The 24535-nt window shown below is 71.9% G+C and carries 27 protein-coding genes; 9 read left to right on the top strand and 18 right to left on the bottom strand.

The window, feature by feature from the left end; translation table 11 throughout:
* The first annotated feature begins 2 nt into the window (after window positions 1–2).
* Genes ACFY3L_RS20560 through ACFY3L_RS20535 form a run of 6 tightly spaced genes read left to right on the top strand, consistent with a single transcriptional unit; the run spans window position 3 to window position 4713 of the window.
* Entirely contained in the window at window positions 3–653 is a 651-nt protein-coding gene (locus ACFY3L_RS20560) for a glycosyltransferase family 2 protein (RefSeq protein ID WP_389325988.1), read from the top strand.
* The gene (locus tag ACFY3L_RS20555; RefSeq protein WP_389325985.1) at window positions 650–1297 is read left to right on the top strand and encodes a DUF2064 domain-containing protein; all 648 of its coding nucleotides are present in this window, start codon (window positions 650–652) and stop codon (window positions 1295–1297) included. Before ACFY3L_RS20560 ends, ACFY3L_RS20555 begins: the two co-directional genes overlap by 4 nt.
* Window positions 1294–1938, top strand: a complete 645-nt coding sequence (locus ACFY3L_RS20550; RefSeq protein WP_389325982.1) for a methyltransferase domain-containing protein — start codon at window positions 1294–1296, stop codon at window positions 1936–1938. The genes ACFY3L_RS20555 and ACFY3L_RS20550 overlap by 4 nt, the downstream gene beginning before the upstream one ends.
* Window positions 1914–3032, top strand: a complete 1119-nt coding sequence (locus ACFY3L_RS20545; RefSeq protein WP_389325979.1) for a molybdopterin-dependent oxidoreductase — start codon at window positions 1914–1916, stop codon at window positions 3030–3032. Before ACFY3L_RS20550 ends, ACFY3L_RS20545 begins: the two co-directional genes overlap by 25 nt.
* Entirely contained in the window at window positions 3029–3424 is a 396-nt protein-coding gene (locus ACFY3L_RS20540) for a hypothetical protein (RefSeq protein ID WP_389325976.1), read from the top strand. Before ACFY3L_RS20545 ends, ACFY3L_RS20540 begins: the two co-directional genes overlap by 4 nt.
* Before the next feature lie 38 nt (window positions 3425–3462).
* Entirely contained in the window at window positions 3463–4713 is a 1251-nt protein-coding gene (locus tag ACFY3L_RS20535; protein WP_389325973.1) for a glycosyltransferase 87 family protein, read from the top strand.
* A 69-nt stretch (window positions 4714–4782) separates the two neighbouring features.
* Here the strand turns inward: ACFY3L_RS20535 and ACFY3L_RS20530 are convergent, their stop codons facing one another.
* The 4 genes from ACFY3L_RS20530 to ACFY3L_RS20515 all read right to left on the bottom strand — a co-directional run bounded on the left by ACFY3L_RS20530 (window position 4783) and on the right by ACFY3L_RS20515 (window position 6406).
* Complete coding sequence (locus ACFY3L_RS20530; RefSeq protein WP_389325970.1) at window positions 4783–5175, bottom strand: hypothetical protein; 393 nt, start codon at window positions 5173–5175, stop codon at window positions 4783–4785.
* Window positions 5176–5295: 120 nt separating this feature from the next.
* Window positions 5296–5544 (bottom strand): STAS domain-containing protein, encoded by a 249-nt coding sequence (locus ACFY3L_RS20525; protein ID WP_389325967.1) that lies wholly within the window; start codon window positions 5542–5544, stop codon window positions 5296–5298.
* Window positions 5545–5620: 76 nt separating this feature from the next.
* On the bottom strand, window positions 5621–5842 hold the full coding sequence (locus ACFY3L_RS20520; protein ID WP_389325964.1) for a hypothetical protein: 222 nt from the start codon (window positions 5840–5842) through the stop codon (window positions 5621–5623).
* Between the two features lie 135 nt (window positions 5843–5977).
* The gene (locus tag ACFY3L_RS20515; protein WP_389325961.1) at window positions 5978–6406 is read right to left on the bottom strand and encodes a hypothetical protein; all 429 of its coding nucleotides are present in this window, start codon (window positions 6404–6406) and stop codon (window positions 5978–5980) included.
* 255 nt (window positions 6407–6661) lie between these two features.
* Here ACFY3L_RS20515 and ACFY3L_RS20510 point away from each other — a divergent pair, with 255 nt between their 5' ends.
* The gene (locus ACFY3L_RS20510) at window positions 6662–7291 is read left to right on the top strand and encodes an STAS domain-containing protein (protein WP_389325958.1); all 630 of its coding nucleotides are present in this window, start codon (window positions 6662–6664) and stop codon (window positions 7289–7291) included.
* 602 nt (window positions 7292–7893) lie between these two features.
* Here the strand turns inward: ACFY3L_RS20510 and nhaA are convergent.
* Window positions 7894–9204 carry a Na+/H+ antiporter NhaA gene (nhaA, locus tag ACFY3L_RS20505; RefSeq protein WP_389325955.1) on the bottom strand — a complete coding sequence of 437 codons (1311 nt, stop codon included), beginning with the start codon at window positions 9202–9204 and terminating at the stop codon, window positions 7894–7896.
* A gap of 130 nt (window positions 9205–9334) precedes the next feature.
* A complete protein-coding gene (locus tag ACFY3L_RS20500; RefSeq protein ID WP_389325952.1) occupies window positions 9335–9973 on the bottom strand; it encodes a DUF305 domain-containing protein in 639 nt (212 codons plus the stop codon).
* Window positions 9974–10038: 65 nt separating this feature from the next.
* On the opposite strand from ACFY3L_RS20500, the gene ACFY3L_RS20495 reads away from it, so the two are divergent.
* Window positions 10039–10689 (top strand): hypothetical protein, encoded by a 651-nt coding sequence (locus tag ACFY3L_RS20495; RefSeq protein ID WP_389325949.1) that lies wholly within the window; start codon window positions 10039–10041, stop codon window positions 10687–10689.
* Window positions 10690–11002: 313 nt separating this feature from the next.
* Here the strand turns inward: ACFY3L_RS20495 and ACFY3L_RS20490 are convergent, their stop codons facing one another.
* The 10 genes from ACFY3L_RS20490 to ACFY3L_RS20445 all read right to left on the bottom strand — a co-directional run bounded on the left by ACFY3L_RS20490 (window position 11003) and on the right by ACFY3L_RS20445 (window position 21145).
* Window positions 11003–11365, bottom strand: a complete 363-nt coding sequence (locus tag ACFY3L_RS20490) for a tetratricopeptide repeat protein (protein WP_389325946.1) — start codon at window positions 11363–11365, stop codon at window positions 11003–11005.
* A gap of 48 nt (window positions 11366–11413) precedes the next feature.
* Window positions 11414–12241 (bottom strand): alpha/beta hydrolase, encoded by an 828-nt coding sequence (locus ACFY3L_RS20485; RefSeq protein WP_389325943.1) that lies wholly within the window; start codon window positions 12239–12241, stop codon window positions 11414–11416.
* Window positions 12242–12329: 88 nt separating this feature from the next.
* Window positions 12330–12728 (bottom strand): VOC family protein, encoded by a 399-nt coding sequence (locus ACFY3L_RS20480; protein ID WP_389325940.1) that lies wholly within the window; start codon window positions 12726–12728, stop codon window positions 12330–12332.
* A gap of 42 nt (window positions 12729–12770) precedes the next feature.
* On the bottom strand, window positions 12771–14252 hold the full coding sequence (gene araA, locus ACFY3L_RS20475; protein ID WP_389325937.1) for an L-arabinose isomerase: 1482 nt from the start codon (window positions 14250–14252) through the stop codon (window positions 12771–12773).
* Window positions 14249–14923 carry an L-ribulose-5-phosphate 4-epimerase gene (locus ACFY3L_RS20470; protein ID WP_389325934.1) on the bottom strand — a complete coding sequence of 225 codons (675 nt, stop codon included), beginning with the start codon at window positions 14921–14923 and terminating at the stop codon, window positions 14249–14251. The genes araA and ACFY3L_RS20470 overlap by 4 nt, the downstream gene beginning before the upstream one ends.
* Window positions 14920–16530 (bottom strand): ribulokinase, encoded by a 1611-nt coding sequence (locus tag ACFY3L_RS20465; protein ID WP_389325931.1) that lies wholly within the window; start codon window positions 16528–16530, stop codon window positions 14920–14922. Before ACFY3L_RS20465 ends, ACFY3L_RS20470 begins: the two co-directional genes overlap by 4 nt.
* Entirely contained in the window at window positions 16527–17513 is a 987-nt protein-coding gene (gene yjfF, locus ACFY3L_RS20460) for a galactofuranose ABC transporter, permease protein YjfF (RefSeq protein ID WP_389325928.1), read from the bottom strand. The genes ACFY3L_RS20465 and yjfF overlap by 4 nt, the downstream gene beginning before the upstream one ends.
* A 79-nt stretch (window positions 17514–17592) precedes the next feature.
* Window positions 17593–18636, bottom strand: coding sequence for an ABC transporter permease (locus ACFY3L_RS20455; protein ID WP_389325925.1), 1044 nt, complete (start codon window positions 18634–18636; stop codon window positions 17593–17595).
* A complete protein-coding gene (locus ACFY3L_RS20450) occupies window positions 18636–20129 on the bottom strand; it encodes a sugar ABC transporter ATP-binding protein (protein WP_389326115.1) in 1494 nt (497 codons plus the stop codon). Before ACFY3L_RS20450 ends, ACFY3L_RS20455 begins: the two co-directional genes overlap by 1 nt.
* A gap of 23 nt (window positions 20130–20152) precedes the next feature.
* Entirely contained in the window at window positions 20153–21145 is a 993-nt protein-coding gene (locus ACFY3L_RS20445) for an ABC transporter substrate-binding protein (protein WP_389325922.1), read from the bottom strand.
* A gap of 621 nt (window positions 21146–21766) precedes the next feature.
* Here ACFY3L_RS20445 and ACFY3L_RS20440 point away from each other — a divergent pair.
* Window positions 21767–22747, top strand: a complete 981-nt coding sequence (locus ACFY3L_RS20440; protein ID WP_389326112.1) for a LacI family DNA-binding transcriptional regulator — start codon at window positions 21767–21769, stop codon at window positions 22745–22747.
* On the opposite strand, the gene ACFY3L_RS20435 is transcribed toward ACFY3L_RS20440, so the two are convergent.
* The gene (locus ACFY3L_RS20435; RefSeq protein WP_389325919.1) at window positions 22744–23940 is read right to left on the bottom strand and encodes a type III PLP-dependent enzyme; all 1197 of its coding nucleotides are present in this window, start codon (window positions 23938–23940) and stop codon (window positions 22744–22746) included. The two genes, ACFY3L_RS20440 and ACFY3L_RS20435, sit on opposite strands and share 4 nt — an antisense overlap.
* The gene (locus tag ACFY3L_RS20430) at window positions 23919–24533 is read right to left on the bottom strand and encodes a GNAT family N-acetyltransferase (protein ID WP_389325917.1); all 615 of its coding nucleotides are present in this window, start codon (window positions 24531–24533) and stop codon (window positions 23919–23921) included. Before ACFY3L_RS20430 ends, ACFY3L_RS20435 begins: the two co-directional genes overlap by 22 nt.
* Between the last annotated feature and the right edge of the window lie 2 nt (window positions 24534–24535).

Below are 24535 nucleotides of genomic sequence, written 5' to 3'. Positions count from 1 at the left end.
CCGTGCCAGATGTCGTATTGCCCTGTCTCAACGAGGCCGCCGCACTGCCGTGGGTGTTGTCCCGGCTGCCCGGCGGCTACCGCGCGATCGTCGCCGACAACGGCTCGACCGACGGGTCGCCGCGGATCGCCGCCGCGCACAGCGCTGTCGTCGTGCACGCCGCCCCGCGCGGGTTCGGCGCCGCCGCCCACGCGGGGCTGCGGGCCGCCACCGCGGACATCGTGTGCTTCATGGACGCCGACGGTTCGTTCGACCCACGGCAGCTGCCCCGGGTGGTGGCGCCGGTCGAGGAGGGCCGGCTCGACCTGTCGATGGGTCGTCGCCGCCCCACGGACCGCCGGGCGTGGCCGGTGCACGGCCGGGTCGGCAACGCCGTCGTGGCCTGGCGGTTGCGCCGCTCGTCCGGGATCCAGGTGTACGACCTGGGCCCCATGCGAGCCGCGCGGCGCGAAGCGCTGCTGGCCCTCGGGCTGGTCGACCGCAGGTTCGGCTACCCGCTGGAGATGGTGCTCCGCGCGGCCGAGGCAGGCTGGCGCATCGCCGAGGTCGACGTGGACTACGCGCCGCGCGTCGCCGGCAGGTCGAAGGTGACCGGCACCGTCCGCGGCACCGCCCGGGCCGTACGCGACATGACAAAGGTGCTGAGCCGATGACCGCGCCACGCGTACAGCTGCTGCTGCTGGCCAAGACCCCGCTACCGGGGCGGGTGAAGACCCGGCTGTGCCCGCCGTGCACGCCCGGCCAGGCGGCCGCGGTCGCCGCCGCGATGCTCGCCGACACCGTCGAGGTCCTGTCCGCCGTGCCCGCCGTCCGCCGGACCCTGGTGGTCGACGGCGACCTCGCCGCGCCGGTCGGCTGGGGGCGCCGCCCGCAACGCGGCGACGGCCTCGGTGCGCGCCTGGCCGCGGCGTTCGCCGACACCGCCGTGCCGGGTGTCGCGACGCTGCTCGTCGGCATGGACACCCCGCAGCTGCGCATCGGGCACCTCGTCGCGGCGGGCGCGGCGCTGGCGGACTCCGCCGCGGTGCTCGGCCCGGCGCAGGACGGCGGCTGGTGGGTTCTCGGGCTGCGGGACCCGTCGATGGCCCGGGTGCTCGTCGACGTGCCGATGTCCACTTCGGACACCGGGGCGGCGACCCGCGCCGCGCTGCGCGACGCCGACGTGGCGACCCTGCCGACGCTGCGTGACGTGGACACCGCCGCGGACGCGTGGGCCGTCGCCGCGGCATGCCCGGGCGGGCGGTTCGCGCGGACGGTGGCCGAACTGCTGCCAGCACCGGCCGGGGCCACGTCGTGAACGCCCCCGTGGCGGTGTACGGCGCTGCGCTGCGCCGCGCCGCACGCGGCCAACCGGCACCGATGCTGCTCGTCGACCGTGCCGGCGCCGTCCTCCGCCCGCTCGACGCCGGCGCCTGGTCGGGCCGGCCGGTGCCGGGCGACGGGCAACTCGTCGCCCGGTGCGCCGACGGCACCCTCGACCTGGGCTGCGGCCCGGGCCGCCTGACGGAGGCGATCGCCGCGACCGGCCGGCGCGTGCTCGGCGTGGACGTGAGCCCGCAGGCGGTGCGGTACGCGCGACGCCGTGGCGCGCCGGTGATCCGTGGCAACCTGTTCGGCCCGCTGCCCGGCGAGGGCGGCTGGGGCTGCGCGCTGCTCGCCGACGGCAACATCGGCATCGGCGGCGACCCCGTGCGCCTGCTCGGGCGCTGCCGCGACCTGATCGCCGCGGCCGGCAGCGTCCTGGTCGAGGTGGACCCGCCGGGCTGCCGCACCTGGTGCGGCCACGTCGCGCTCACCGGCGCCGAGCTCACCAGCGCCACGTTCGCGTGGGCGTTCGTCGGCGTCGAGGACATCGCCGCCATCGGCCGCGACGCCACGCTGCGGCTCGCCGAGACCTGGACGGAGGCCGGCCGATGGTTCGCCCGCCTGAAGCCCTGACCACGCTGCCACGCCGGTTCACCTCACCGCTGCGCTCGCCGCGGCTGACCGCGCACCTGGGCCTGTGGCTGGCGACCGCGTTCGCCGTGTGCTTCGCGACCGGCCTGATCAGCCACGCGATCCAGCATCCGCCCGGCTGGTTCGCCTGGCCGTCGCGGCCGGTGCAGCTGTACCGCATCACCCAGGGCCTGCACGTCGCGACCGGGCTGGCGTGCCTGCCGCTGCTGACGGCGAAAGTGTGGTCGGTCTTCCCGAAGCTGTTCGCGTGGCCTCCGGTGCGCGGCGTGCCCCACGCGCTGGAGCGGGCCGCGGTGGCGCTGCTGTCCGGGGCCGCGCTGTTCGAGCTCGTCACCGGCCTGCTGAACATCGCGTACCGGTACTCGTTGATGCCGTTCGGGTTCGTCGGCGCCCACTACTGGACCGCGTGGCTGCTGATCGGCGCGCTGCTGCTGCACGTCGCGGCGAAACTGCCGGTCGTCCGGGCGGCGCCGGCCGTGGACCGGTCGCGCCGAGGGGTGCTCACGCTCGTCGGCGCCGCCGCCGCCGCCATCACCCTCGCCACGGTGGGACAGACGGTCCGCCCGCTGCGGCGGCTGGCGTTGCTCGCGCCGCGGCTGCCGGACGTCGGCCCGCAGGGCGTACCGGTGAACAAGACGGCGGCCGCCGCCGGCGTGACCGCGGTGGACGACACCTACCGGCTTGTCGTGACCGGTCCGGGCGGACGGCACGCGCTGAGCCTCGCCGACCTGCGGGCGCTGCCGCAGCACACGGTGTCGCTGCCGATCGCGTGCGTGGAAGGCTGGAGCGCCGGCGCCGAGTGGACCGGCGTCCGCGTCGCGGACCTCCTCCGGCTCGTCGGCGCCGACGAGCTCGACCTGCCGGTGACCGTCGAGTCGCTGCAGCGCGACGGCGGCTACCGGACGTCCACACTGGACCCGGGTCCGGCCCGGGATCCGTTGACGCTGCTGGCATTGCGGATCGGCGGTGCGCCGCTGCACCCCGACCACGGCTACCCGTGCCGGCTCATCGCGCCGAACCGCCCTGGCGTGCTGCAGACGAAGTGGGTCGGTGCGATCACCGTGGTGCCGTCATGAGGGCGGTGTTCGCGGCGCTCGGCCTCGCCGCGGTCAGCTACGGCGCCTACGGGCTGCTCACCGACCGGGGCGCGAACCCGCTCGGCCAGCTGGCGTTCGTCGCGGTGCTGCTGGCCGGCCACGACTTCGTCGTCGTCCCGCTGGTCATCCTCGCCGGGGTCGCCGTCACCCGGTGGGTACCCGAACCGGCCCGCGGCCCCGTGCGGGCGGCGCTGGTCGTGAGCGCGGCCGTCACCGCGGTGGCGCTGCCGTTCATCGCCGGCGCGGGTCGCGTCGCCGGCAACCCGTCCGCGTTCCCGCAGTCCTACGGCCGGGGACTCGCCGTCGTCCTGACCGTGGTCTGGACCGTCGCGGCACTGTGGACGGCTGCGAACCTGAGGCACAGGCGGTGAACGCCCGGCGGGTGTGCGCCGGGGCTTGCCTGGTCGCGATGCTGGCGGCCCTGCTGCTGCCCGGCCGCTGGTACGTGCTGATGTGGGTGCCGTTCGTGGCCGGCGCGTACCTGGTGTGCCGGCTCGACCGGCGCGCCGCGCTTGTGCTGGTGCTCCTCGGCGGTGCCGTGTTGCCGCTCGCGGCTGGGCTCGAGCCGCCGAACAGCAGCGACGACATGTACCGCTACGTGTGGGACGGCCGGGTCCAGCGCGCCGGCGTCGACCCGTACCGGTATCCGCCATCGGCACCGCAGCTGGCCGGGCTGCGCGACGGCTTCCTGTGGCCGGAGCACTCGAACTGGTGCGTGCCCAGCGGCTGCACGCTGATCAACCGGCCGGACGTGCCGACGATCTATCCGCCGGTCGCGGAGGCATTGTTCGCGGTGGTGCCCGGCACCGGCCGGGAACGCCCGATGCAGCTGACGATGGCGGCGTTCGCGTTCGCCACCGCCGCGTTCCTGTGGTGGGCGCTGTGCCGCCTGGGCCGCGACCCGCGCCGCGCGGTGCTGTGGGCCTGGTGTCCCCTGGTGGCCCTGGAGGCGGGCAACAACGCCCATGTCGACGTGGCCGCGGTGGGCCTGGCGGCGCTCGCCCTGTTCGTGCTGGCCCGCGGCCGGACCCGGCGGGGCGCGGTGCTGGGCGGCGCGCTGCTCGGCGCCGCGGTGGCCACGAAGCTCACGCCGGTGCTGCTCGGCCCGGCGGTGCTGCGCCGCCGGCCCGTGACGGTCGCGGCTGCCGTGACCATCGCGGTCGTCGCCGTCTACCTGCCGCACGTGCTGGCCGCCGGCCCCGCCGTCCTCGGGTACCTGCCCGGCTACCTGCACGAGGAGGGGTACGCCGACGGTTCCCGCTTCGCGCTGCTGAGCCTGCTGCTGCCCGAGCCCGTGCTCGCCCCGGCCGCCGTGCTGCTGCTGGCCACGGCCTCGCTGTACGTCATGCGCACCGCGGACCCGGACCGCCCGTGGCGCGGCGCCGCCGTCATGGTGGCCGCGGCCCTGCTCGTCACAGCGCCCAGCTACCCGTGGTACGCGCTGCTGCTGGTGATGCTCATCGCCTACGGTGCACCGGCTGAGTGGCTGGTCCTGGCGGTCGCGGGCACCGTCGCACAGCTCGCCGGCGACTTCGGCCTCACCCAGTCCTCTGTGCAGCGCGCCGCATACGTCACGGCCCTGCTCGTCGTCGCGGCCGGGCTCCTGCTGCGGCGGCACCACCCGCGACCTCGCGTCGCCGAGGTCGTCAGGACGACGTGACCGGCTCCCACCAGGGCGCTCGGCTCGCGTCCGGTCCGGCGGTCCGCCGCCGGCACCCGAGCAGCGTGATCAGAGCGCCGACGGCTCCTCGTCAGGATCACCGCCACGGCTCAACAGCATGACCACGGCGTGCGCGGGCGATGACGACGCTGCGCGGCGTGCCCGCGCCGGCGCCGGACTCCCCGCCCTGCCGGACGTCGCCGGATCGGCACCCCCGCCATCCGGCGGCTGGATGCGTTCGGGTTCCTCGTCGTCGATGGCGGACCGTTCGGCCAGCCGTACGCATCGAGGGCATCCGTGCGGTCCGCCGGGCGCCTGTGCACCGATCCAGCCGTGCCGGCTGAACAGGCTCCAGGCCAGGGTCCAGGAATGCAGGCTGGCGCCGAGATGATCCACGACCAGCCCGCAGCCGTCGCACACCAGGCTGAAGTCCGTGCCGTCCTGTGTGTGCAGCACCGTCATGCGCGCCCCCGCCCCTCCGGTCACGGGCGGTCCGCGAGCGACGGCGCTCCGCCCCGTTCATGCCATGCTCACCGGAGCGCATGGCGGTCGCCCATCGGAATTGTGACGATCGTACGACGCTTACCGCGACGGCTCACCCGGCGCCGGCGCGCCTTCGTCGACCATCTCGGGCAGGCCGGCCGGTCCGGACAGCCGTACCAGGTGCCGTATCTGCGGCGACGGCCTCAGCAACGTCAGCCGTCCGCCGAGGTCACGCAGCCGGCGGTGCAGCCCGACGAGAAGGTCGACGCCGGCCGCGTCCACGGACGGGCACTGGGCGAGGTCGACGTGCAGGTGGATCGGGCGCCGACCCGGCGCGCCGGTGAGCATCGTGATGTACAGGCCAGGTGCCCCATGTCGCGGGAGTCCTCGACGACCGCGTCGAACCGCAGCGGACGGCCGCGGGTCATGCCGTGTCGGCCCGATCCACGGCGAGCACGGACACCGACCGGTCGCAAGCGATGCCGTTGACCGTGAAGTCCGTCGGCGGTGGCGCGTCGATGCGGTGCGGCAGCATCCTGACCGCAGCGGTCCGTTCGAGCCTGACGTCGACGGCCCGCCACACGGACGCCGTGCCGCCGGTGCCCACCTCGGCGATCAGCCGATACCGGCCGCCGATCATCGGCATGACGTCGACACCCCCAGGTCTCGCTGCACGGCATGGCTCCGGCCGGAGCCGCCATCGCGATCCTCGCCGCGCGGCATGGCGGGAAATCCTCAATCGTGTGACAGTTGTGCGACGAGGCAGCGTGTCATACAACCGTCATCCCACCGCCGAATGGCCTCCACATGGCCGGGCAAGACTGGGTTCCTCCTGGCCGTGTGTCGGATGCGACGCACACCCCGAAGACGCGATGGTGGGGCGGTCCCCCCGGTGTCCCACCACCGCCTCGATGGTGCCGTCGTCGGCGGCCCGGCCGAGCCAGCCGCCGTCGTGGTACAGCATCGCCCGCCGGTTCCCGCCCGTGTCCAACGAGCGCAGCAGATCGGCGGCGTCGACCTGATCGGTGAGCACACCCTCCCGCAGGATCCGGGTGTCGAACGACACCGCACGCACCGACGCCCGCTCGCGCCCTTCCAGCAGGGAATGCCGGGTCGCCTGGTATGTCGCGAACGCCATCGACGCCGACAGCAGCAACGCGCCGACGGCGAACCCGCCGACGACCCGTGTCCGAAGCCCCGCGCGTCTCATCGCTGCAGCTTGTAGCCCATGCCACGGACCGTGACGAGCCGCTGCGGCGTCCGCGTGTCGCCTCGGCAGCCGATGTCCGTCGCGGCCCGCAGCCGCCGTCGGGTGGCAGATGTCACGCAACTGTCACCGGCACAGCGGCCGAGCCGCCGGAGGCTTCGTCATAGAACTGTCATCAATTCGCGGGACGGCTGCCATGCACCGCGCGCAGGGTGGATCCTTGTCCACCCGGTCCGATAGGGGTCACGATTGACGGCGTTGCTCAGTCTCGACAGCAAGAACTTCACCCTCGCCTGCGACGGCTGCGGCCAACTGGTCACCAACCTCGCCCCGACGATGGGGAACTGGGCCGTCGCGTGGAGCCTGTTCAGCCAGGACGGCTGGACCGGTGACGACCTCGCGACCGGACCGCACACCTGCCGCCGCTGCACGCACACACCCCCGCCGCCACGGATGGTCGAACAGGCGCTGGCCCGTGAACGCTGCGTGCCCGCCGCCCGCGAGTCGCGGCGCCTGAGGGTCACCCGGGTGGCGGACACCACCGTCGTGACCCTGACGGGCTCACCCGACCTGCTCGTCAACGCCCGCCTGCGCGACCTCGTCCTCGACCTGCCCGGTCGGGCACAACGCCTCGTCATCGACGTCACCCGGGTGGCACGGCTGGACTCCGGCGCCATCGACGTGCTGGTCCATGCGCACCGCCGGTCCATCACCGTGTGCCTGGTCGGCGCGGCACAGCAGGTCCGGGATTCGTTGCGGCTGCTCAACCTGCACGAGCTGTTCCCAGCGTTCCGGACCCTCGCAGAGGCGACATCGTACGGCCCGGCCACCGGTGCCGAACCCGTGCCGGCGGGCGCGGAGCGGCACGATCGAGTCGACGCGCGGTGAACTTCTCCGTCAGCAGCAGCATCGAGCACAGCGGCGCAGTGGTCGTCACCGTCCGCGGCACCGTGGAACACACGACCATCTGATCACCGCCACTGGATTCCCCGAGGCGATCACCGTCAACCCGTACGACGTCGACGCCCTGAAGGCCGCGATCCTCAACGCGATCGAGCCCACCGATGCGTGACGGAGGTGAGCGCCCGCAGCGACATGAGGACGACCGGCGCCCGATCTGGCTCTGCCTGACCGACGCCGGGAAGGACCTCATCGGCGCGGTGATGCTCGCGCGCCGCAGGGAACTCGAGGACCTGGTCCGGGCTAGTCGACCTGACCGCCTCGAAACGCACCCTGGCGACCATGCGCGCGTTCGCAACCGCGGCCGGCGAGGTGCCCGACGCACAGTGGTGGCAGTTGTGGGCCGAGTCGGCGACCCCCGCCCCGGGACCTGGCCCGCCCAGCCCGCAGCGAACCGCGGCTCAGCCGCCTGAATCAGCCCTGCGACGCCAGACGGGCGGAGCCAGGATCGCAGGCGGGGCAGCAGCGGCACGCTGCGACCTGGGTACGTCGGCGATCACCGGGCCGGAGCAGCTCGTCTTCGCCGGCCGTCAGGTGGCCGGGTCTTCCTGCTGGTAGACGTCGGGGATGCCGTCGGCGTCGAGGTCGAGCTCCTCGATCTTGCGCAGCCGGCTGTAGTGGACGTTGCGGATGCGCAGCACCACGGCGGCGAGCGTCGCGGCGATCAACGACCCGAGCAGGATGCCGATCTTCGCGTCGGCGTCGCGTTGCGTGCCGACACCGAACGCGAGCTCGCCGATCAGCAGCGACACCGTGAATCCCATCCCGGCGAGGATCGACAGCCCGAAGACGTCCCACCAGCTCAGCTGTGCGGCGAGCCGGGCGCTGGTGAACCGTTGCACCAGCCACGTCGTCCCGAGCACGCCGATCGCCTTGCCGACCACCAGCGCGGCGACGACGCCGAGGGTGACCGAGTTGATCAGGCGGGCGCCGATCGGGCCCTGGCCGACGACGGTGACCCCGGCGGCGAAGAACGCGAACACGGGCACGGCGACGCCGGCGGAGACCGGCCGCCAGCGCCGCTCGAACCGTTGCGCCATCTCGCAGCCGGTGCCGTCGGCGCGGCGCCGCACCGGGACCGCGAACCCGAGCAGGACTCCGGCGATGGTGGCGTGGACGCCGGAGGCGTGCATGAGGGCCCACGTCGCCGCGGCGAGGGGCAGCAGCACCCACCAGGCGCGCACCTGCAGGTGCGTGAGCACACCGAACAGCCCGAGCGGGACCAGCATCAGGACGGCCGGGACGATCCACAGGTCGTCGGTGTAGAACACGCCGATGATCGTGATGCCGAGCAGGTCGTCGACGACGGCGAGGGTCAGCAGGAACGTCCGCAGCGCCGCCGGCAGGTGGGTGCTGATGACGCCGAGCACGGCGAGCGCGAACGCGACGTCGGTGGCGGTCGGGACCGCCCACCCGGCGAGCGCGCCGGGGACGCCGGCGTTGACCGCCACGAAGATCACCGCGGGGCCGATCATGCCGCCGACCGCGGCGAGGACCGGGAGCATCGCCCGCCGCGGATCCCGCAGGTCCCCGGCGACGAACTCCCGTTTGAGCTCCAGACCGGCCACGAAGAAGAAGACCGCCAGCAGACCGCCGGCCGACCATTCGGCCAGGGACAGGTCGAGGTGCAGCGCGTGCGGGCCGACCGTAACCGCGCCCAGCGTGTGGTAGGCGGCCCGCCACGGCGAGTTCGCCCACAGCAGCGCGACCACCGCCGCGGCCAGCAGCAACGCGCCGCCGACCGTCTCCGTGCGCAGGATGTCGCCGATCCGGCTGGCCTCGCCCCAGCTCCCACGCCCGAGCAGCGACATTCGCGGACGGCGGTCGGGTGCGGGTCGCATGCGGCTCCTGCGGGAAGGGTCGGCAAAGACATCGCCGACCAGACTTCCCGGCACACCTGCCGACGAGGGTACGCGATCCTCCTCACCTTGCTCGTCACCGCCGCCGACTCGCGCCGGCGGCCGGATCCGTTCAGGATGGCGGCGGGGCCATGTGCTGCATCGCGACGATCTCGGCCTGTTGCGTCTTCTCGATGCGGGCCGCGAGGGCCTTGGCGTCCGGGTTGGTGCCGTGGGCCGTCTCGCCCTGGGCCATGACGATCGCTCCCTGGTGGTGGGTGATCATCATCTGGAGGAACTGCCGGTCGAAGTCGCTGCCGGTCGCCGCCTTCAGCTTCGCCATGTCGGCGCTGGTCATCGTGCCCGGCATCATCGGCATCCCGCTGGGCATCATCCCGCTCGGCATGTCATGCGGCATCATGCCGCTCGGCATCGTGGTCGGCTGACCCCAGGCGGCCAGCCAGCCCCGCATCGTCGCGATCTCCGCCTGCTGCGCGGCACCCATCTTGGCGGCGAGCTGCCTGACGTCCGGATCGGTCGCCTTCGTCTGGGCCAGGGCGGCCATCTCCACGGCCTGCTCATGATGCGGGATCATCATCCGGACGAAGATCGAATCGGCGTTGTTGAACGTCGGATTGACGCTCACGCTGCCGTTGCCCGGCGCCGTGGGGGTGTCGCCGCTGCTGGCGGTGTCACCGCAGGCGGCGAGTGTGACGGTGACGGTGACGGCCGCGCCGGCCAGCACGGCGCGCTCTCGGATGGAGTACTGCACGACCGTTGCTTCCCGGACCGGGTGGAGGTATGCGGCCGGCTCAGGTCGGGGCGGACGCTGCCAGCATGAGGCTGAACGCGTTCTCCTCCTCCTGGGCGAGCGGCGTGACGTCCGGCCGCGGTTCGCGCGGATCATCCGGCCCCGCACGATCCGGCCGCAGGCGCACCGGCCCCGCTCGCCCCGCACGACACGCGGGAGCGGTTGCCGGACGGCAGATGCACCGTTACTCTATACGGCGTAGAGAGAATCTGAACCAAGGGGTGGCATTGTCCGAGCAGAGCCCGATCACCAACGCCGTCTTCATGCCCGATGACAAGGACGTCGCGCGGCTACTGGACTGGTTCGCCGCCTACGATGCGCTCGCCGAGCGCGGGGACGTCGAGGGCATGGCCGATGTCGCGCTGTTTCCGCTGACGGTGACGACGAACGACTCGGCCGGTGAGTGTGTGACGCAGCAGTGGGACCGTGCCACGTTCGTCCAGGCGATGCGGGCGGCCGTCGGTGAGCCGCGGCCACGGCTGGACAACCAACGGCAGCCGGTGTTCCTCAACGCCGACCTGGCCGTCGTCGTCACCGACAGCACGGTCACCACGGGCGAGCAGGTGCTGCACATGCGCTACGTCGACGTGATGGCCAAGACGGGCGGGGAGTGGCGCTTCACCAGCATGATCCAGGCCGGCTGGGGCGACATGCTGCGCGCGGCTTCCGGCGCCTGAGCGCGGGCCCTACTCACGCTCAGACGCCGGAGGCAGGAATGAACCTGCGAGGCGATCCACCGTCACCGGCTTTCACCGGATCTGGTGTTCGATGACACCATTCGACCTCTCGGTCTCCTGGTGTCTCGGCTCCGCTGTGCTACCAGCTTCGCTCGGTCGTCTCGCAGGCAAGTCCCATGCTACGCCCGGACGGTGCCGGCACCGGGTGAGCGAGCGGGTGACCTGCGCGCCCGGGCACAACTGCCCGCGCGCGCCATGAGCCGCGCCCTGCTCGCCCGTGGGCTCGGATCGGACAGGACACGGGTGGGCGGGGTCAGGGCGAGCAGGCGCCCTCGACGCGGCGGACGGCGTCGGCGTAGTCGGGGACGGTGGCCATCGCCGCGGCCAGGCGCAGGAAGGGCAGGGCCTCGCGGGGCTTGTTCTGCCGCTCCAGGGTGCGGCCCAGCAGGTGGTGGGCGTAGTGGTCGGTCGGGTCGCGGTCGACCAGGCTGCGCAGATGCGTCTCGGCGCGGTTCAGCTGCGCAGAGGCGAAGTAGGCGCGGGCCAGCCACAGTCGCACCTCGGCGTTGCCCGGCTCCTGGTCCAGGACGGTGGTGAGGATCTTCGCGGCCTCGATCGGGTCGCCGGCGTCGAAGAAGAGGACTCCCCTGCGGTATTCGGCCATGACGTCGTCCATGGAAGGGATCAACGGCGCGAGGCCGCAGTACATTCCTCAGTGCATTCCTCAGTGGGTCTTCAGCCACCCGATCAGGTCATCGAGGACGCGGTCGCGCTCGGGCTCGTTGAAGACCTCGTGGTGCAGGTCGTCGTAGATGTGCAGGGTGAGGTCCTGGGAACCGGCCTTGTCGGCGATGAGGCGGCTGCCGGCCGGGTCGACGAGCTTGTCCGAGGCGCCGTGCAGGACCAGGGTCGGCAAGGTCAGTGACGGCAGGCGGCGCTGGAACACGGCCATCTGGCTGAGCATGGCGCCGCCGACGCCCGCGGGGACCTTGCCGTGGTAGACGAGCGGGTCGGCGTCGTAGGCGGCCACGACGGCCGGGTCCTTGGAGATGTACGCGGAGTTCAGCGCCTGGACGGGCGTCGCCGGCGCGATCCGGCCGAGGACCTTCGCGACGGCGATCGCCGGCTTGCCGATCCCCGAGCCCGGGACGACCGGCGTGCCGGACAGGGCGAGCGCGCGCAGCGACGCCTGGTGGTCCAGGGCGTAGGCGAGGGCGATCATGGCGCCCATGCTGTGCCCGATGAGGAACGGCGCCTGGCCGGGGTGACGGGCGGCGACCTCACCGAAGAGCAGGTGCAGGTCGGCGGTGTACTCGTCGATGCTGCGCAGGTACATCCGCTTCCCGCCGGAGCGGCCGTGGCCGCGGTGGTCGGGCGCGTAGACGGCGAGGCCGAGCTCGCCGAGGCGGGCCACGACGTGGTCATACCGCCGGGCGTGCTCCCCCATGCCGTGGGAGAGCACGACGACTCCCTCGACGGTCGAGGGAGTCCAGGCGTCGTAGACGATGCGGACCCCGCCGCCTCCGGTGAGGCTGTGCTCCTCGCGCTGCATGGCTGCATCGTCCGCCTTGAACGACCGGCAATGCAACCCGCGAGTAACAAGGTCCCTGCGCCGCCCGCAAGAAACGGCGCAGGGACGATCAGGCGGCGGGCCCAGCGGCGCGTTCGGCGGCGCTGCGCTCCACGCAGAACTCGTTGCCCTCCGGATCGGCCAGGGTGACCCAGCCGGTGCCGTCCTCCTTGCGGAAGTCGGCGACCAGCGTGGCCCCGAGGCCGAGGATCCGCTGGACCTCCTCGTCCCTGCCCGAGGAGGTGGGCTGCAGGTCGAGGTGGATGCGGTTCTTGCCGGTCTTGCCCTCCGGCACCTGGATGAACAGCATCCCGGTCGAGCCGTCCGGGGCGTGCAGCGCCGCCTCGGTGTGCTCCGGCAGGTTGGGGTCGTCGGGGTCCTCACGGAAACCGGTGACGGCGGCCCAGAACAGCGACAGGTCGTAGCACTTGGCGCAGTCGACGGTGATGTGCCTGATGCGAACGGTCATGCACCCACCTCACCAGTTCCATAAACGGAACGCACCCGTATTTCAGAACCCCCGCGCGAGGCGATGGTACGCCTGATTCCAGCGGACCTCCTTGGCGAACTGCCGGACCGTCGTGTCCGCGTCGATGACGAGCAGCTCCGTGCCGGTCATGTCCGCCAGGTCCGCCAGCTCCTCGGTACCGACGGCGAACGACAACACCGTGTGGTGCGGGCCTCCGGCGGTCAGCCACGACTCCGCCGACGTCGACAGGTCCGGCCGCGGCTTCCAGACGGCCCGCGCCACGGGCAGCTTCGGCAGCGGCGCGGTCGGCGTGACCACGTCGATCTCGTTGGCCACCAGGCGGAAGCGTTCGCCGAGGTCGGCCAGGCCGAGGACGACGGCTGGGCCGGGCGTGGCGTCGAAGACGAGCCGCACCGGGTCCTCGCGGCCGCCGATGCCGAGCGGGTGGATCTCGCACGACGGGGTGTCGAACGCGATGCTGGGGCACACCTCGAGCATGTGCGCACCCAGGATGACCTCGTTGCCGGGCGTGAGGTCGTACGTGTAGTCCTCCATGAACGAGGTGCCGCCACCGGGTGCCATCGCCTTCAGCGTGCGCACGAGGACAGAGGTCTTCCAGTCGCCCTCGCCGCCGAAGCCGTAGCCGTCGGCCATCAGCCGCTGCACCGCGAGGCCCGGCAGCTGGCGCAGCCCGCCAAGGTCCTCGAAGTTGGTGGTGAAGGCCTTGAACCCGCCCGCGGTGAGGAACGCCCGCAGGCCCAGCTCGATCCGGGCCGCGTAGCGCAGCGACTCGGCCCGGTCGGTCTTCAAAGCGGCCGACACCCGGTACGTGTCGTGGTACTCCTTGACCAGATTGTCCACGTCGGCGTCGAGGGTCGCGTCGACGGCCTCGACGAGGTCGTTCACGCCGTACGTGTTGACCGAGACCCCGAAGCGCAGCTGCGCCTCGACCTTGTCGCCCTCGGTGACGGCGACGTCGCGCATGTTGTCGCCGAAGCGGGCCAGCCGCAGGGACCGCATCTCCGTGTAGCCGGCGGCGGCCCGCGCCCAGGCGCCGATGCGGGCGGTGACCCGCGGGTCGGTGACGTGCCCGGCGACGGTCTTGCGGGCCACGCCGAGCCGGGACTGGATGTAGCCGAACTCGCGGTCGCCGTGGGCGGCCTGGTTCAGGTTCATGAAGTCCATGTCGATCTCGGCCCACGGAAGCGCCACGTTGGCCTGCGTGTGCAGGTGCAGCAGCGGGGTGCGCAGCGCGTCGAGCCCGGAGATCCACATCTTGGCCGGCGAGAACGTGTGCATCCACGCGACCACGCCGACGACCGACGAGTCAGCGTTGGCTTCGAGGCAGGTCCGCAGGATGTCGCCGGCGCTGGTGAGCACCGGCTTCCACACCACGCGCACCGCGATGTCCGGCGACTCGTCCAGGGTCGCGGCGATCTGCCTCGACTGGGCCGCGACCTGGTCGAGCGTCTCGGGGCCGTAGAGCCCCTGGCTGCCGGTCAGGAACCAGACCTCGTGCGTCATCGTGTGCTCCTCTGCCCGCCCTGCGGCTGGCCGTAGACGTTCTGATAGCGGTCGTGCAGCGAGGCGACGGCCACGTCCGGCAGCCGCTCGACGGCGCCCAGCTGCCGGGCGAAGTGCATGGTCCTGGCGACGTCCTCACACATGACCGCCGCCTTCACGGCGGCCTTCGCGGTGGCGCCGATGGTGAAGGGGCCGTGCTGCAGCATCAGCACCGCCGGTGAGGGGTGCCCGGTGAGCGTCTCGACGATGCCGCGGCCGATCGCGTCGGAGCCGATCAGCGCGAACGGCCCGACCGGGATGTCGCCGCCGAACTCGTCGGCCATCGCGGTGATCGAGCACGGGATCGGCTCGCCGCGGGCCGCCCACGCCGTCGCGTACGGGCTGTGCGTGTGCACGACCCCGCCGACGTGCGGCATGTGCCGGTACACGTACGCGTGCGCCTCGGTGTCCGACGACGGGGCGCGGTCCCCCTCGACGAGCTTGCCGTCGAGATCGCAGACCACCATCGCCTCGGGTGTCAGGTCGTCGTAGGAGACCCCCGACGGCTTGATCACCAGCAGATCCGAACCGGGGACGCGGGCGGACACGTTGCCCGACGTCCAGGTCACCAGGCCCCAGCGGATCAGCTCCGCGTGCAGGTCGCAGACCTCCTGCCTGAGCTGGGAGATCACTGGGCCACCTCCTCGCGCAGTTCGCGGAGGCGGTGCAGGACCTCGTTGCCGCCGGGGCGGCCGAAGTGGTCATGCAGCTGCCGGTACTCGGCGTAGAGTCGGTCGTAGACGTCGGCGGCGGCTTCGTCGGGGGTGTAGACGGCCCGCTTCACCTTGCCCATCGCCGCCGCGGCGGCCCGCACGTCCGGGTATTCGCCGGCGGCGACCGCGGCGTGGATCGCCGAGCCCAGCGCCGGCCCCTGCTCGGAGTCGATGACGCTGATCGGGCGGCGCAGCACGTCGCTGTAGACCTGCATGAGGAACGTGTTCTTGAGCAGCCCGCCGGCGGCGATGAACTCGGTCACCGGCACGCCGGCGGTCTCGAGGGTCTCCACGATGGTGCGGGTGCCGAAGGCGGTCGCCTCGATCAGCGCCCGGTAGACGTCCTCCGGGCGGGTGGCGAGGGTCTGCCCGACGATCACGCTGGACAGGTGGTGGTCGACGAGCACCGAGCGGTTGCCGTTGTGCCAGTCCAGCGCGACCAGGCCGTGCTGCCCGGGGCGCTGCGCGGCGGCGAGCTCGGTCAGGCGATCGTGTGTGTCGGCGCCGCCTTCCAGGAAGCCGACGAACCAGCCGAAGATGTCGCCGACGCCGGACTGTCCGGCCTCGTAGCCGTACAGGCCGGGGATGATGCCGTCGGCGACGACCCCGCACATGCCGGGCACGTCGGCGAGGGCCGCGCCGCTCATCACGTGGCACGTGGAGGTGCCCATGATGGCGACGAGCTGCCCGGCGTCGACGGCCTGCGCGGCCGGTGCGGTCACGTGCGCGTCGACGTTGCCGACGGCGACCGCGATGCCTTCCGGCAGCCCGGTCCACGCGGCGGCCTCGGCGGTCAGCCGGCCGGCGAGCCCGCCGAGCGGCGACAGCGGACCGTCGGTCTTGTCGAGGAACGCGCCGAAGCCGGGGTGCAGCGCCTCGAAGTAGTCCCGGGGCGGGTAGCCGCCGTCCTGATACGCACCCTTGTACCCGGCGGTGCACGCGTTGCGGGTCTCGACGCCGGTCAGCTGCCATACGATCCAGTCGGCGGCCTCGATGAAACGCTCGGCCCGCGCGAAGACCGCCGGGTCCTCCTCGAGGACCTGCAGCGCCTTCGCCAGCTGCCACTCGGAGGAGAGTTTGCCACCGTACCGCGCGAGCCAGGCCTCGCCACGTGCTGCGGCGAGCGCGTTGATCCGGTCGGCCTGCCGCTGCGCGGCGTGGTGCTTCCACAGCTTCGGGTAGGCGTGCTTCTCCGCGGGCAGGACGTCGCTCAGCGGTGTGCCGTCGGCGAGCACCGGCAGGAACGTGCAGGCGGTGAAGTCCGTGGCGATGCCGACCACGTCGGCCGGGTCGATGTCCCGCAGGGCGGCCGGGACCGCGTGGCGCAGCACGTCGACCCAGTCGCTGGGCATCTGCAGCGCCCAGTGCGGCGGCAGCGTCTCGCCGGTCGCGGGGAGGGTCCGCTCGACCGCGCCGTGCCGGTACTCGTGGACGGCGGTGCCCACCTCCGCCCCGTCGGCGACCCGGACCACGACGGCCCGGCCGGACAGGGTGCCGAAGTCGACCCCGACTACATATCGCGTCATTGTGATCTCCGCGCCACGGCCCGCTGCAGCACGATGAACGCGAACAGCAGCGCACCGATGACGATCTTGGTCCACCACGAGCTGAGGGTGCCCTCGAACGTGATGATGGTCTGGATGAGGCCGAGCACGAGGACCCCGAGCACGGTGCCGAACAGGAAGCCGGATCCGCCGGTGAGGACGGTCCCGCCGATGACCACGGCCGCGATGGCGTCGAGCTCCATGCCGAGGGCGTGCAGGCCGTAACCGGAGGACGTGTAGAAGGTCAGCAGCACGCCGCCGAGGGCGGAGCAGACGCCGCTGATCGTGTAGACGGCGATCTTCGTGCGCCCGACGGGCAGGCCCATGAGGAGCGCCGACTGCTGGTTGCCGCCGATGGCGTAGATGTTGCGGCCGAGTCTGGTGTACGCCAGGACGTACGCGCCGACGAGCACCACGACGAGCGAGATGACGACGCTCCACGAGATGTGGAACCCGCCGAAGCGGATCTTGTAGTCGGCGAGGGAGGTCCACAGCGCGTTGTCGATGCGGATCGCCTCGGTGCTGATGACGTAGCACAGGCCGCGGGCGAGGAACATGCCGGCGAGCGTGGCGATGAAGGGCTGGATGTCGAAGAAGTGGATGATGCAGCCCATCGCGAGGCCGATCAGGGCGCCGACGAGCAGCACCACGGGCAGCACCGCGATCGGTGACCAGCCGGCCCGCACCAGCGACGCGAAGATCATCGTGGTGAGCGCGACGACCGCGCCGACCGACAGGTCGATGCCGCCGGTCAGGATCACGAACGTCATGCCGACGCCGACGACGAGCAGGAAGCCGTTGTCGATGAAGACGTTCAGGACGATCTGCGTGTCGTCGAAGCCGGTGTACCGCACGACGCCGGCGCCGTACATGAGACACAGCAGGGCGAGGGTCGCCAGCACCGGGATGTGCCGCTGCTGCGGCCTTCTGATGACCCGTTTCTGGAGCGTCTCGAAGGTCGTCATGCCGTCACCTCCGCTGCGCTGCGGCGCCGGCTGGCACCCTGCAATGCTGATTCGCGGCCCGAGCCGCTCCGCTGGCCGCTCATGCGGTCACCTCCACCTTCTGCTGCGCCTGGGGGGCGGTGGGCGTGGATGGGCGGCGGCGCTGGAACTTCTCGCGGAACTTCGGCGCCTGGGCGAGGCACAGGACGACCACGACGACCGCCTTGAACAGCAGCGTCACCTCGGGCGGGATGCCGACGGTGTAGATCGTGATGTCGAGGGTCTTGATGATGACCGCGCCGAGGACGGTGCCGGCGATCGAGAACCGGCCGCCGGACAGCGAGGTGCCGCCGATGACCACGGCGAGGATCGCGTCGAGCTCGATGAGCAGGCCGGCGTTGTTGCCGTCGGCGCTGGACACGTTGGAGCTGATCATCAGTCCGGCGACGCCGGCGCAGAGCCCGGCGAACACGTAGACGATGAGGATCAGCCAGCGCGACTTGATGCCGGCGAGCCGGGATGCCTCGGCGTTGCCGCCGACGGACTCCAGCAGCAGCCCGAGCGCCGACCGGCGCACGATCAGGCCGGCGAGGACCGCGACGCCGACGGCGATGATGACGCTGAGCGGCAGGCCCAGCCAGTAGCCCGCGCCGATCATCTTGTACGGGCTGCTGTTGATCGTGATGATCTGCCCGTCGGTGATGAGCTGGGCGAGGCCGCGGCCGGCGACCATGAGGATCAGCGTGGCGATGATCGGCTGGATGCCGACGGTGGCGACGAGGAACCCGTTCCAGACGCCGAGCACCAGCGACAGCACCAGCGCGAGCCCGACGGCGAGCAGGACGCCGCCGACGCTGTTCTGGTCGTCCAGCTCGCTGATGCGCAGGCAGGCGAGCGCGCCGGCGATCGCGACGACGGCGCCGACGGACAGGTCGATGCCGCCCGTGGCGATGACCAGCGTCATGCCCAGCGCCACGAGCCCCAGCGGCGCGCTGGCGCGCAGGATGTCGATGATGCTGCCGTACAGGTGGCCGTCGCGCAGCTCGATCTTGAAGAAGCCGCCGGAGAAGAACACGTTCGTGACGAGCAGCACCAGGAGGATCGCCGCCGGCCAGAACAGCCTGTGCTTGGTGATCGCCGCCATCAGGTGCCGCTCGCAATCGTCTCGGTGAGGCGGTCGAGGTCGACCGCGTCGGTGTTCTCCAGCTGGGTGACCAGCCTCCGGTCGCGCAGGACGCCGATGCGGTGGCTGAGGCGCAGCACCTCCTCCAGCTCGGCGGAGATGAACAGCACGGCCATGCCTCCGTCGGAGAGCTCGACCACCAGCCGCTGGATCTCGGCCTTGGCGCCGATGTCGATGCCGCGGGTCGGCTCGTCGAGGATGAGCAGCCGCGGCTCGGTGATGAGCCACCGCGCCAGGAGGACCTTCTGCTGGTTGCCGCCGCTGAGGTTGCGGACCGGCAGCTCGGGGTCCTTCGGGTTGATGTTCAGCGCGTCGATGTACTTCTGGACCAGCTCGTCCTGCCGCCTTCTCGGCAGCGGGCGGGTCCACCCGCGGGCCGCCTGCAGGGCGAGGATGATGTTCTCGCGGACCGACAGCTCCTCGACCAGGCCTTCGGTCTTGCGGTTCTCGGAGCAGTATGCGATGTCGTGGTCCATGGCGGTGCGCGGGCCGTGCAGGTTGACCGGCTTGCCGTCGATCTCCAGCCGGCCGCTGTCGGCCTTGTCGGCGCCGAAGAACAGCCGGGCGAGCTCGGTGCGGCCGGAGCCCAGCAGCCCGGCGAGGCCGACGACCTCGCCCTTGTGGATGGTGAGGCTGAACGGCTCGACAGCGCCGGAGCGGCCCAGCTCGTGCGCCTGGGCGACGGCCTCGACGCCGGTGAACGAGCGCTTGCCGGCGTCCTCCAGGCGCTCCAGCAGCGCCAGCTCCTTGCCGATCATGAGGCTGACCAGCTGGACCTGGCTGATGTCGGCGACGAGGTGCTCACCGACCAGCCGGCCGTTGCGCAGGATCGTCATCCGGTCGCAGATCTCGTAGATCTGGTCGAGGAAGTGCGACACGAACACGATCGCGATGCCCTGCGCCTTGAGCTGCCGCATGATGCGGAACAGCTGAGCGACCTCGCCGGCGTCGAGGCTGGAGGTCGGCTCGTCGAGGACGAGCACCTTCGCGTCGACGTCGATGGCGCGGGCGATCGCGACCAGTTGCTGCACGGCGAGGGAGTACGTCGACAGCTGCGCGGTGACGTCGAGGTCGAGCTCCATGCGCTGGAGCAGGTCGGTCGCGCGGCGCCGCATGACGCCCCACTGGATCCGGCCGAACTTCGTCGGCTCGCGCCCGATGAAGATGTTCTCCGCGACGGAGAGGTTCGCGCAGAGGTTGACCTCTTGGTACACGGTGCTGATGCCGGCCTCGGTGGCCTGGTGCGGCCCGGCGAACCGGACCGGTCGGCCCTCGAGGGTGATCTCACCCTCGTCGATGTCGTAGACGCCGGTCAGCACCTTGATGAGCGTCGACTTCCCGGCGCCGTTCTCACCCATGAGGGCGTGGATCTCCCCTTGGTACAGGCGGAAATCCACACCCTCGAGGGCCTTGACGCCGGGGAACTGCTTGCTGATGCCGCTCATGCTCAGCATTGCGGTCCCCATGGTTGCGCCTCTCAGTACTTGCGGTTCGGCAGCGCGGCCTTCGCCTGCTCCGGGGTGAACGTGGTCTCCTCGGTCAGCACCCGCTGCGGGATGGTCTCACCGGCGATGACCTTCTTGGCCAGGTCCATGAGCTGAGGGCCGAGCAACGGCGAGCACTCCACGATGTAGTTGATCTTGCCCTCGGACAGGGCCGTCATGCCGTCCTTGACCGCGTCGACAGTGACGATCTTGATGTCGACACCGGGCTTCTTGCCGGCCGCGACGATCGCCTCGATGGCGCCGAGACCCATGTCGTCGTTGTGCGCGTACAGCACGTCGATCTTCGGGTTGGCCTTCAGGAAGGCCTCCATGACCTCCTTGCCCTTGGCGCGGGTGAAGTCACCGGTCTGCGAGGCGATGACCTTGAACTTCGGGTCGGCCTTGATGACGTCGGCGAAGCCGGACTTGCGGTCGTTCGCCGGCGCGGAGCCGGTCGTGCCCTGCAGCTCGACGATGTTCACCGTGTCGGTCTTGCCCTGGTACTCCTTGACCAGCCACTCACCGGCCTTCTTGCCCTCCAGGACGAAGTCGGAGCCGATGAACGTCTTGTAGAGCGAGGTGTCCTTCGAGTCGACCGCGCGGTCGGTCAGGATCACCGGGATTTTGGCGTCCTTGGCCTCCTTGAGCACGGTGTCCCAGCCCGACTCGACGACCGGCGAGAAGGCGATGATGTCCACCTTCTGCGCGATGTAGCTGCGGATCGCCTTGATCTGGTTCTCCTGCTTCTGCTGCGCGTCGGAGAACTTCAGGTCGATGCCGGCGGCCGTGGCGGCCTCCTGGATCGACTTGGTGTTCGCCGTCCGCCAGCCGGACTCGGCGCCGACCTGGGCGAAGCCCATCGTGATCTTGCCGTCGTCCTTCTTCGTGCCGCTGCCGGCGTCGCCTTCCTTCTCGCCGCCGCACGCGCCGAGCGCGCCGACGACCAGCAGACCGCCGAGCACGGCCGCGGACCACTTCTTCAGCACTACGCCTCTCCTCACGGGGTGTCTTGCGCCAGAGCTAGTGAACGTTCACATTCAAGGGCGGACCGCCCCACCGCCGGGGTGTGTGGCAGTGGGGGTACCTCGCTCCGGCCTGGATTACATTGGCCGTCGCGCTTGTATGTCGAGAGTGTTAGCGTTCTCATCCCCGACGTCAAGTCCGTGACGTCGATTCGTGACCGGAGGTGCTCGTTGACCCACCCCGCGCGCTCCGGGCGGGACCGCGCAGCCTCCGCGCGCACCGCCACCACCGCCCCCACTTCCACCGAAAGTGCTTCCACTTCTACGGAACGTAGCGTCTCCGCCGCTCACGGCGGTCCAGGTTCGACGGACCGTGATCCCACGCCCGCGTCGCGTGATGTTCCGGCCGGCAGCCACCTGTCCCCGGGCAACCTGGCGATGTCCTCAGACATCGAAAGCCATGCGCCGGGACAAACCGGATCCCCGGGCACCGGTCGCCCATCAGGCGGTTTCACGGTGGCGCCGGTCCGGCGGCCCGGGTTCCCCTCCCCCACCGGCCCCGACCGCAGCCGGCGGGGGCCGGTCGCGCACGCCGGGGGCGCGGCGCCCGACGCGGTGCCGGCGCCGCCGCCGCGCAAGGTCGGGATGCGCGACGTGGCGCGCCTCGCGGGGGTGTCGCACCAGACCGTGTCGCGGGTGCTCAACGACCTGCCCAACGTCAGCGACGGCACCCGCAGCCGGGTCCTGGACGCCGTGCGCATCCTCAACTACCGCCGCAACCTCGCGGCGCGGACCCTCGTGACGAGCAGGTCCCGCACGATCGGGCTGATCGGCTTCGAGACCACCCTCGCCGGGCCCGCGTCGATGATCTACGGGATCGAGAAGGCCGCCCGGGAGGCCGGCTACTACGTCAGCATCGCCACCGTCCGGTCGCTGGACCGGCACTCCGTCCTCGACGCCGTCGAGCAGCTGTGCGCCCAGGCGGTCGAGGGGATCATCGCGATCGCGCCGAAGAACTCCGTCGCCGACGCCCTCGCGCAGGCGCCGCCGGGCACGCCGGCCGTCGGGGTGGGCGGCGCCGACGACGGCGCCGTGCCGATGCTGCGCGTCGACAACGTCCGAGGCGCCTGCCTGGCCACCCGGCACCTCCTCGATCTGGGCCACCGCACCGTCCACCACGTCCCGGGCCCCGCCGACTGGCCTGAAGGGCGCGACCGGATCGACGGCTGGCGGCAGACGCTGCACGCCGCCGGGGCGCCCGTGCCGCCGGTCGCGGCCGGCGACTGGTCGGCCCGGTCCGGCTACCTGCGCGGCCAGCTGCTCGCCGCCGACCCCGCCGTCACCGCCGTCTTCTGCGGCAACGACCACATCGCCCTGGGCGTGCTGCGCGCGTTTCACGAGGCGGGCCGGACGGTCCCGGACGACGTGAGCATCGTGGGCTTCGACGACATGCCCGAGTCGGGCTACTTCCTGCCCCCGCTCACCACCGTCCACCAGGACTTCGCCGAGCTCGGCCGGCGCAGCGTCGACCTGCTCGTCGCCCGCCTCGACGGCACCCCCCTGCCCACCACCCCCGTGCACCTGACCCCGTCCCTGGTCGTCCGCGCCAGCGCCGCCCGCGCCTAGGCGCCCCCGCGGGTGCAGCGGACGGTGGGTGGCGGGAAGCCGTTGAACGACGAGGCGTAGACGCTGGTGTACGCGCCGGCGCTGCCGATGTACACCTCGTCGCCGGCCCGCAGGCCGGCGGAGAGCTCCACGTCGAACAGGATGGTGTCCTGGCTGTCGCAGGTCGGGCCGGTGAGGTGGCAGCGCTCGCGAGCCCTGGCGCGCCGCGAGTCGGTGACCGGGAACCGCAGCTCGTTGCCGGTCTCCAGGCTCTCCATCAGGCCGTTGAACGCGCCGACGTCCAGGTGGACCCAGCGCCGGCCGTGCCGCAGCGCGGTGCCGATCACGGTGGCGCGCAGGGTGCCGGCCTCGGCGACGACCGCGCGGCCGGGCTCGATGACGACCGGGACGTCGTACGGCAGGCCGGCGAGTCCCGTGCCGATCGCGGCGGCGTAGTCGGCCAGCGGCGGCACGGCACGGTCGTAGCGGACCGGGAAGCCGCCACCGACGTCCACCATCGCCAGCGTCACCTGCTCGGCGGCGAGCTTGTCCATGACCTGCGCGACGGCGCGCAGCGGCGCCCGCCACGCCTGCGGCAGCAGCATCTGCGAGCCGACGTGGAAGGCGACCCCGAAGGGGCGCAGCCCCCGGTCGCGGGCGCCGAGCAGCAGGGCGGTGGCGGTGGCGGCGTCGACGCCGAACTTGCCCTCGCTGGGCACGCCGCTGCGGATCTGGTGCGCGGCGAGCCGGACGAACACGGCCGCGCCGGGTGCGGCGGCGGCGAGCTTGTCCAGCTCCTCCTCGGAGTCGAACGCGAAGCGCCACAGGCCCTTCGCATGCGCGTGGGCGATGTGGGCGGCCGGCTTGACCGGGTTGCTGTAGAGCACGTCGGCCGGGTCGACGCCGGCGGTGGCCAGCAGGTCGAGCTCCGGAGCGGACGCGATCTCGAAGCGGCAGCCGAGGCCGTGCAGCTCCGCGAGGACCTCCGGGTGCGGGTTGCACTTCATCGCGTAGTGCACCGTCATGCCCGGCAGCCCGGCGGTCACGGCACGGTACCCGGCCGCCACCTTCGCCAGGTCGATCAGCAGCTCGGGCGTGTCCGCGTGCTCGGCGGACGCCGCGCCGGCCGGGCCGGCGAACGCCACATCGGCCGGGCCGGCGGACCGCCCGGCGGCAGGGTCGGCGGGCGGGTTCACGTGCTCGGCGGGCGCCACATCGGCCAGACCGGCGGACCGTCCGGCAGCAGGATCGGCGGGCGGCTCTCGTAGCCGTGGCGCAGGTACAGCGCCCGGTTGCGCGGATCGTTGGCCTCCAGGTAGGCGGGGATCCCGGCCCGGTCGAGCCGGCGGTGGTGCCTGGCGAGCAGCGAGCTGCCGATGCCGAGGTTCTGCCGCTCCGGCCGCACGGCCAGGAACGCCAGGTAGTGGTGCGGGACGAGCGGGTGCTCCTCCTCCAGCATCGCGTCGAGCCGGCAGGCCCGGTCGAACGCGGGGCCGGCCGCTTCCTTGAGCCTCCGGTCGTAATCCACCGGCGGCGGGATCGCGTGCGTCAGCGGGAACCACAGCGCGACGCCGGAGGGCCTGCCGTCGAACGGGTCGACGGTCGCGTACACCTCGCCGTGCCGCACGGCGTGCTCGGCGAAGATCGAGAAGTACTCGGGACTGTATTCGCGCCGGTCGTCGGCGTCCGGCGCCATCCACCGGGCGACCAGGCCGTCGCTCATGGCGGCGACGAGGACGTCGGTGATGGCGTCGGTGTCGACCGGTTCGATGTCACGGACGACGACATCCTGAATGGCATGCGTCATGA

The organism is Dactylosporangium sp. NPDC000521 (assembly GCF_042898305.1).
Classification (GTDB): Bacteria; Actinomycetota; Actinomycetes; order Mycobacteriales; family Micromonosporaceae; genus Dactylosporangium.
Note: the sequence above shows the minus strand (reverse complement) of the source record. Positions and strands in the feature narration are given on the sequence as shown.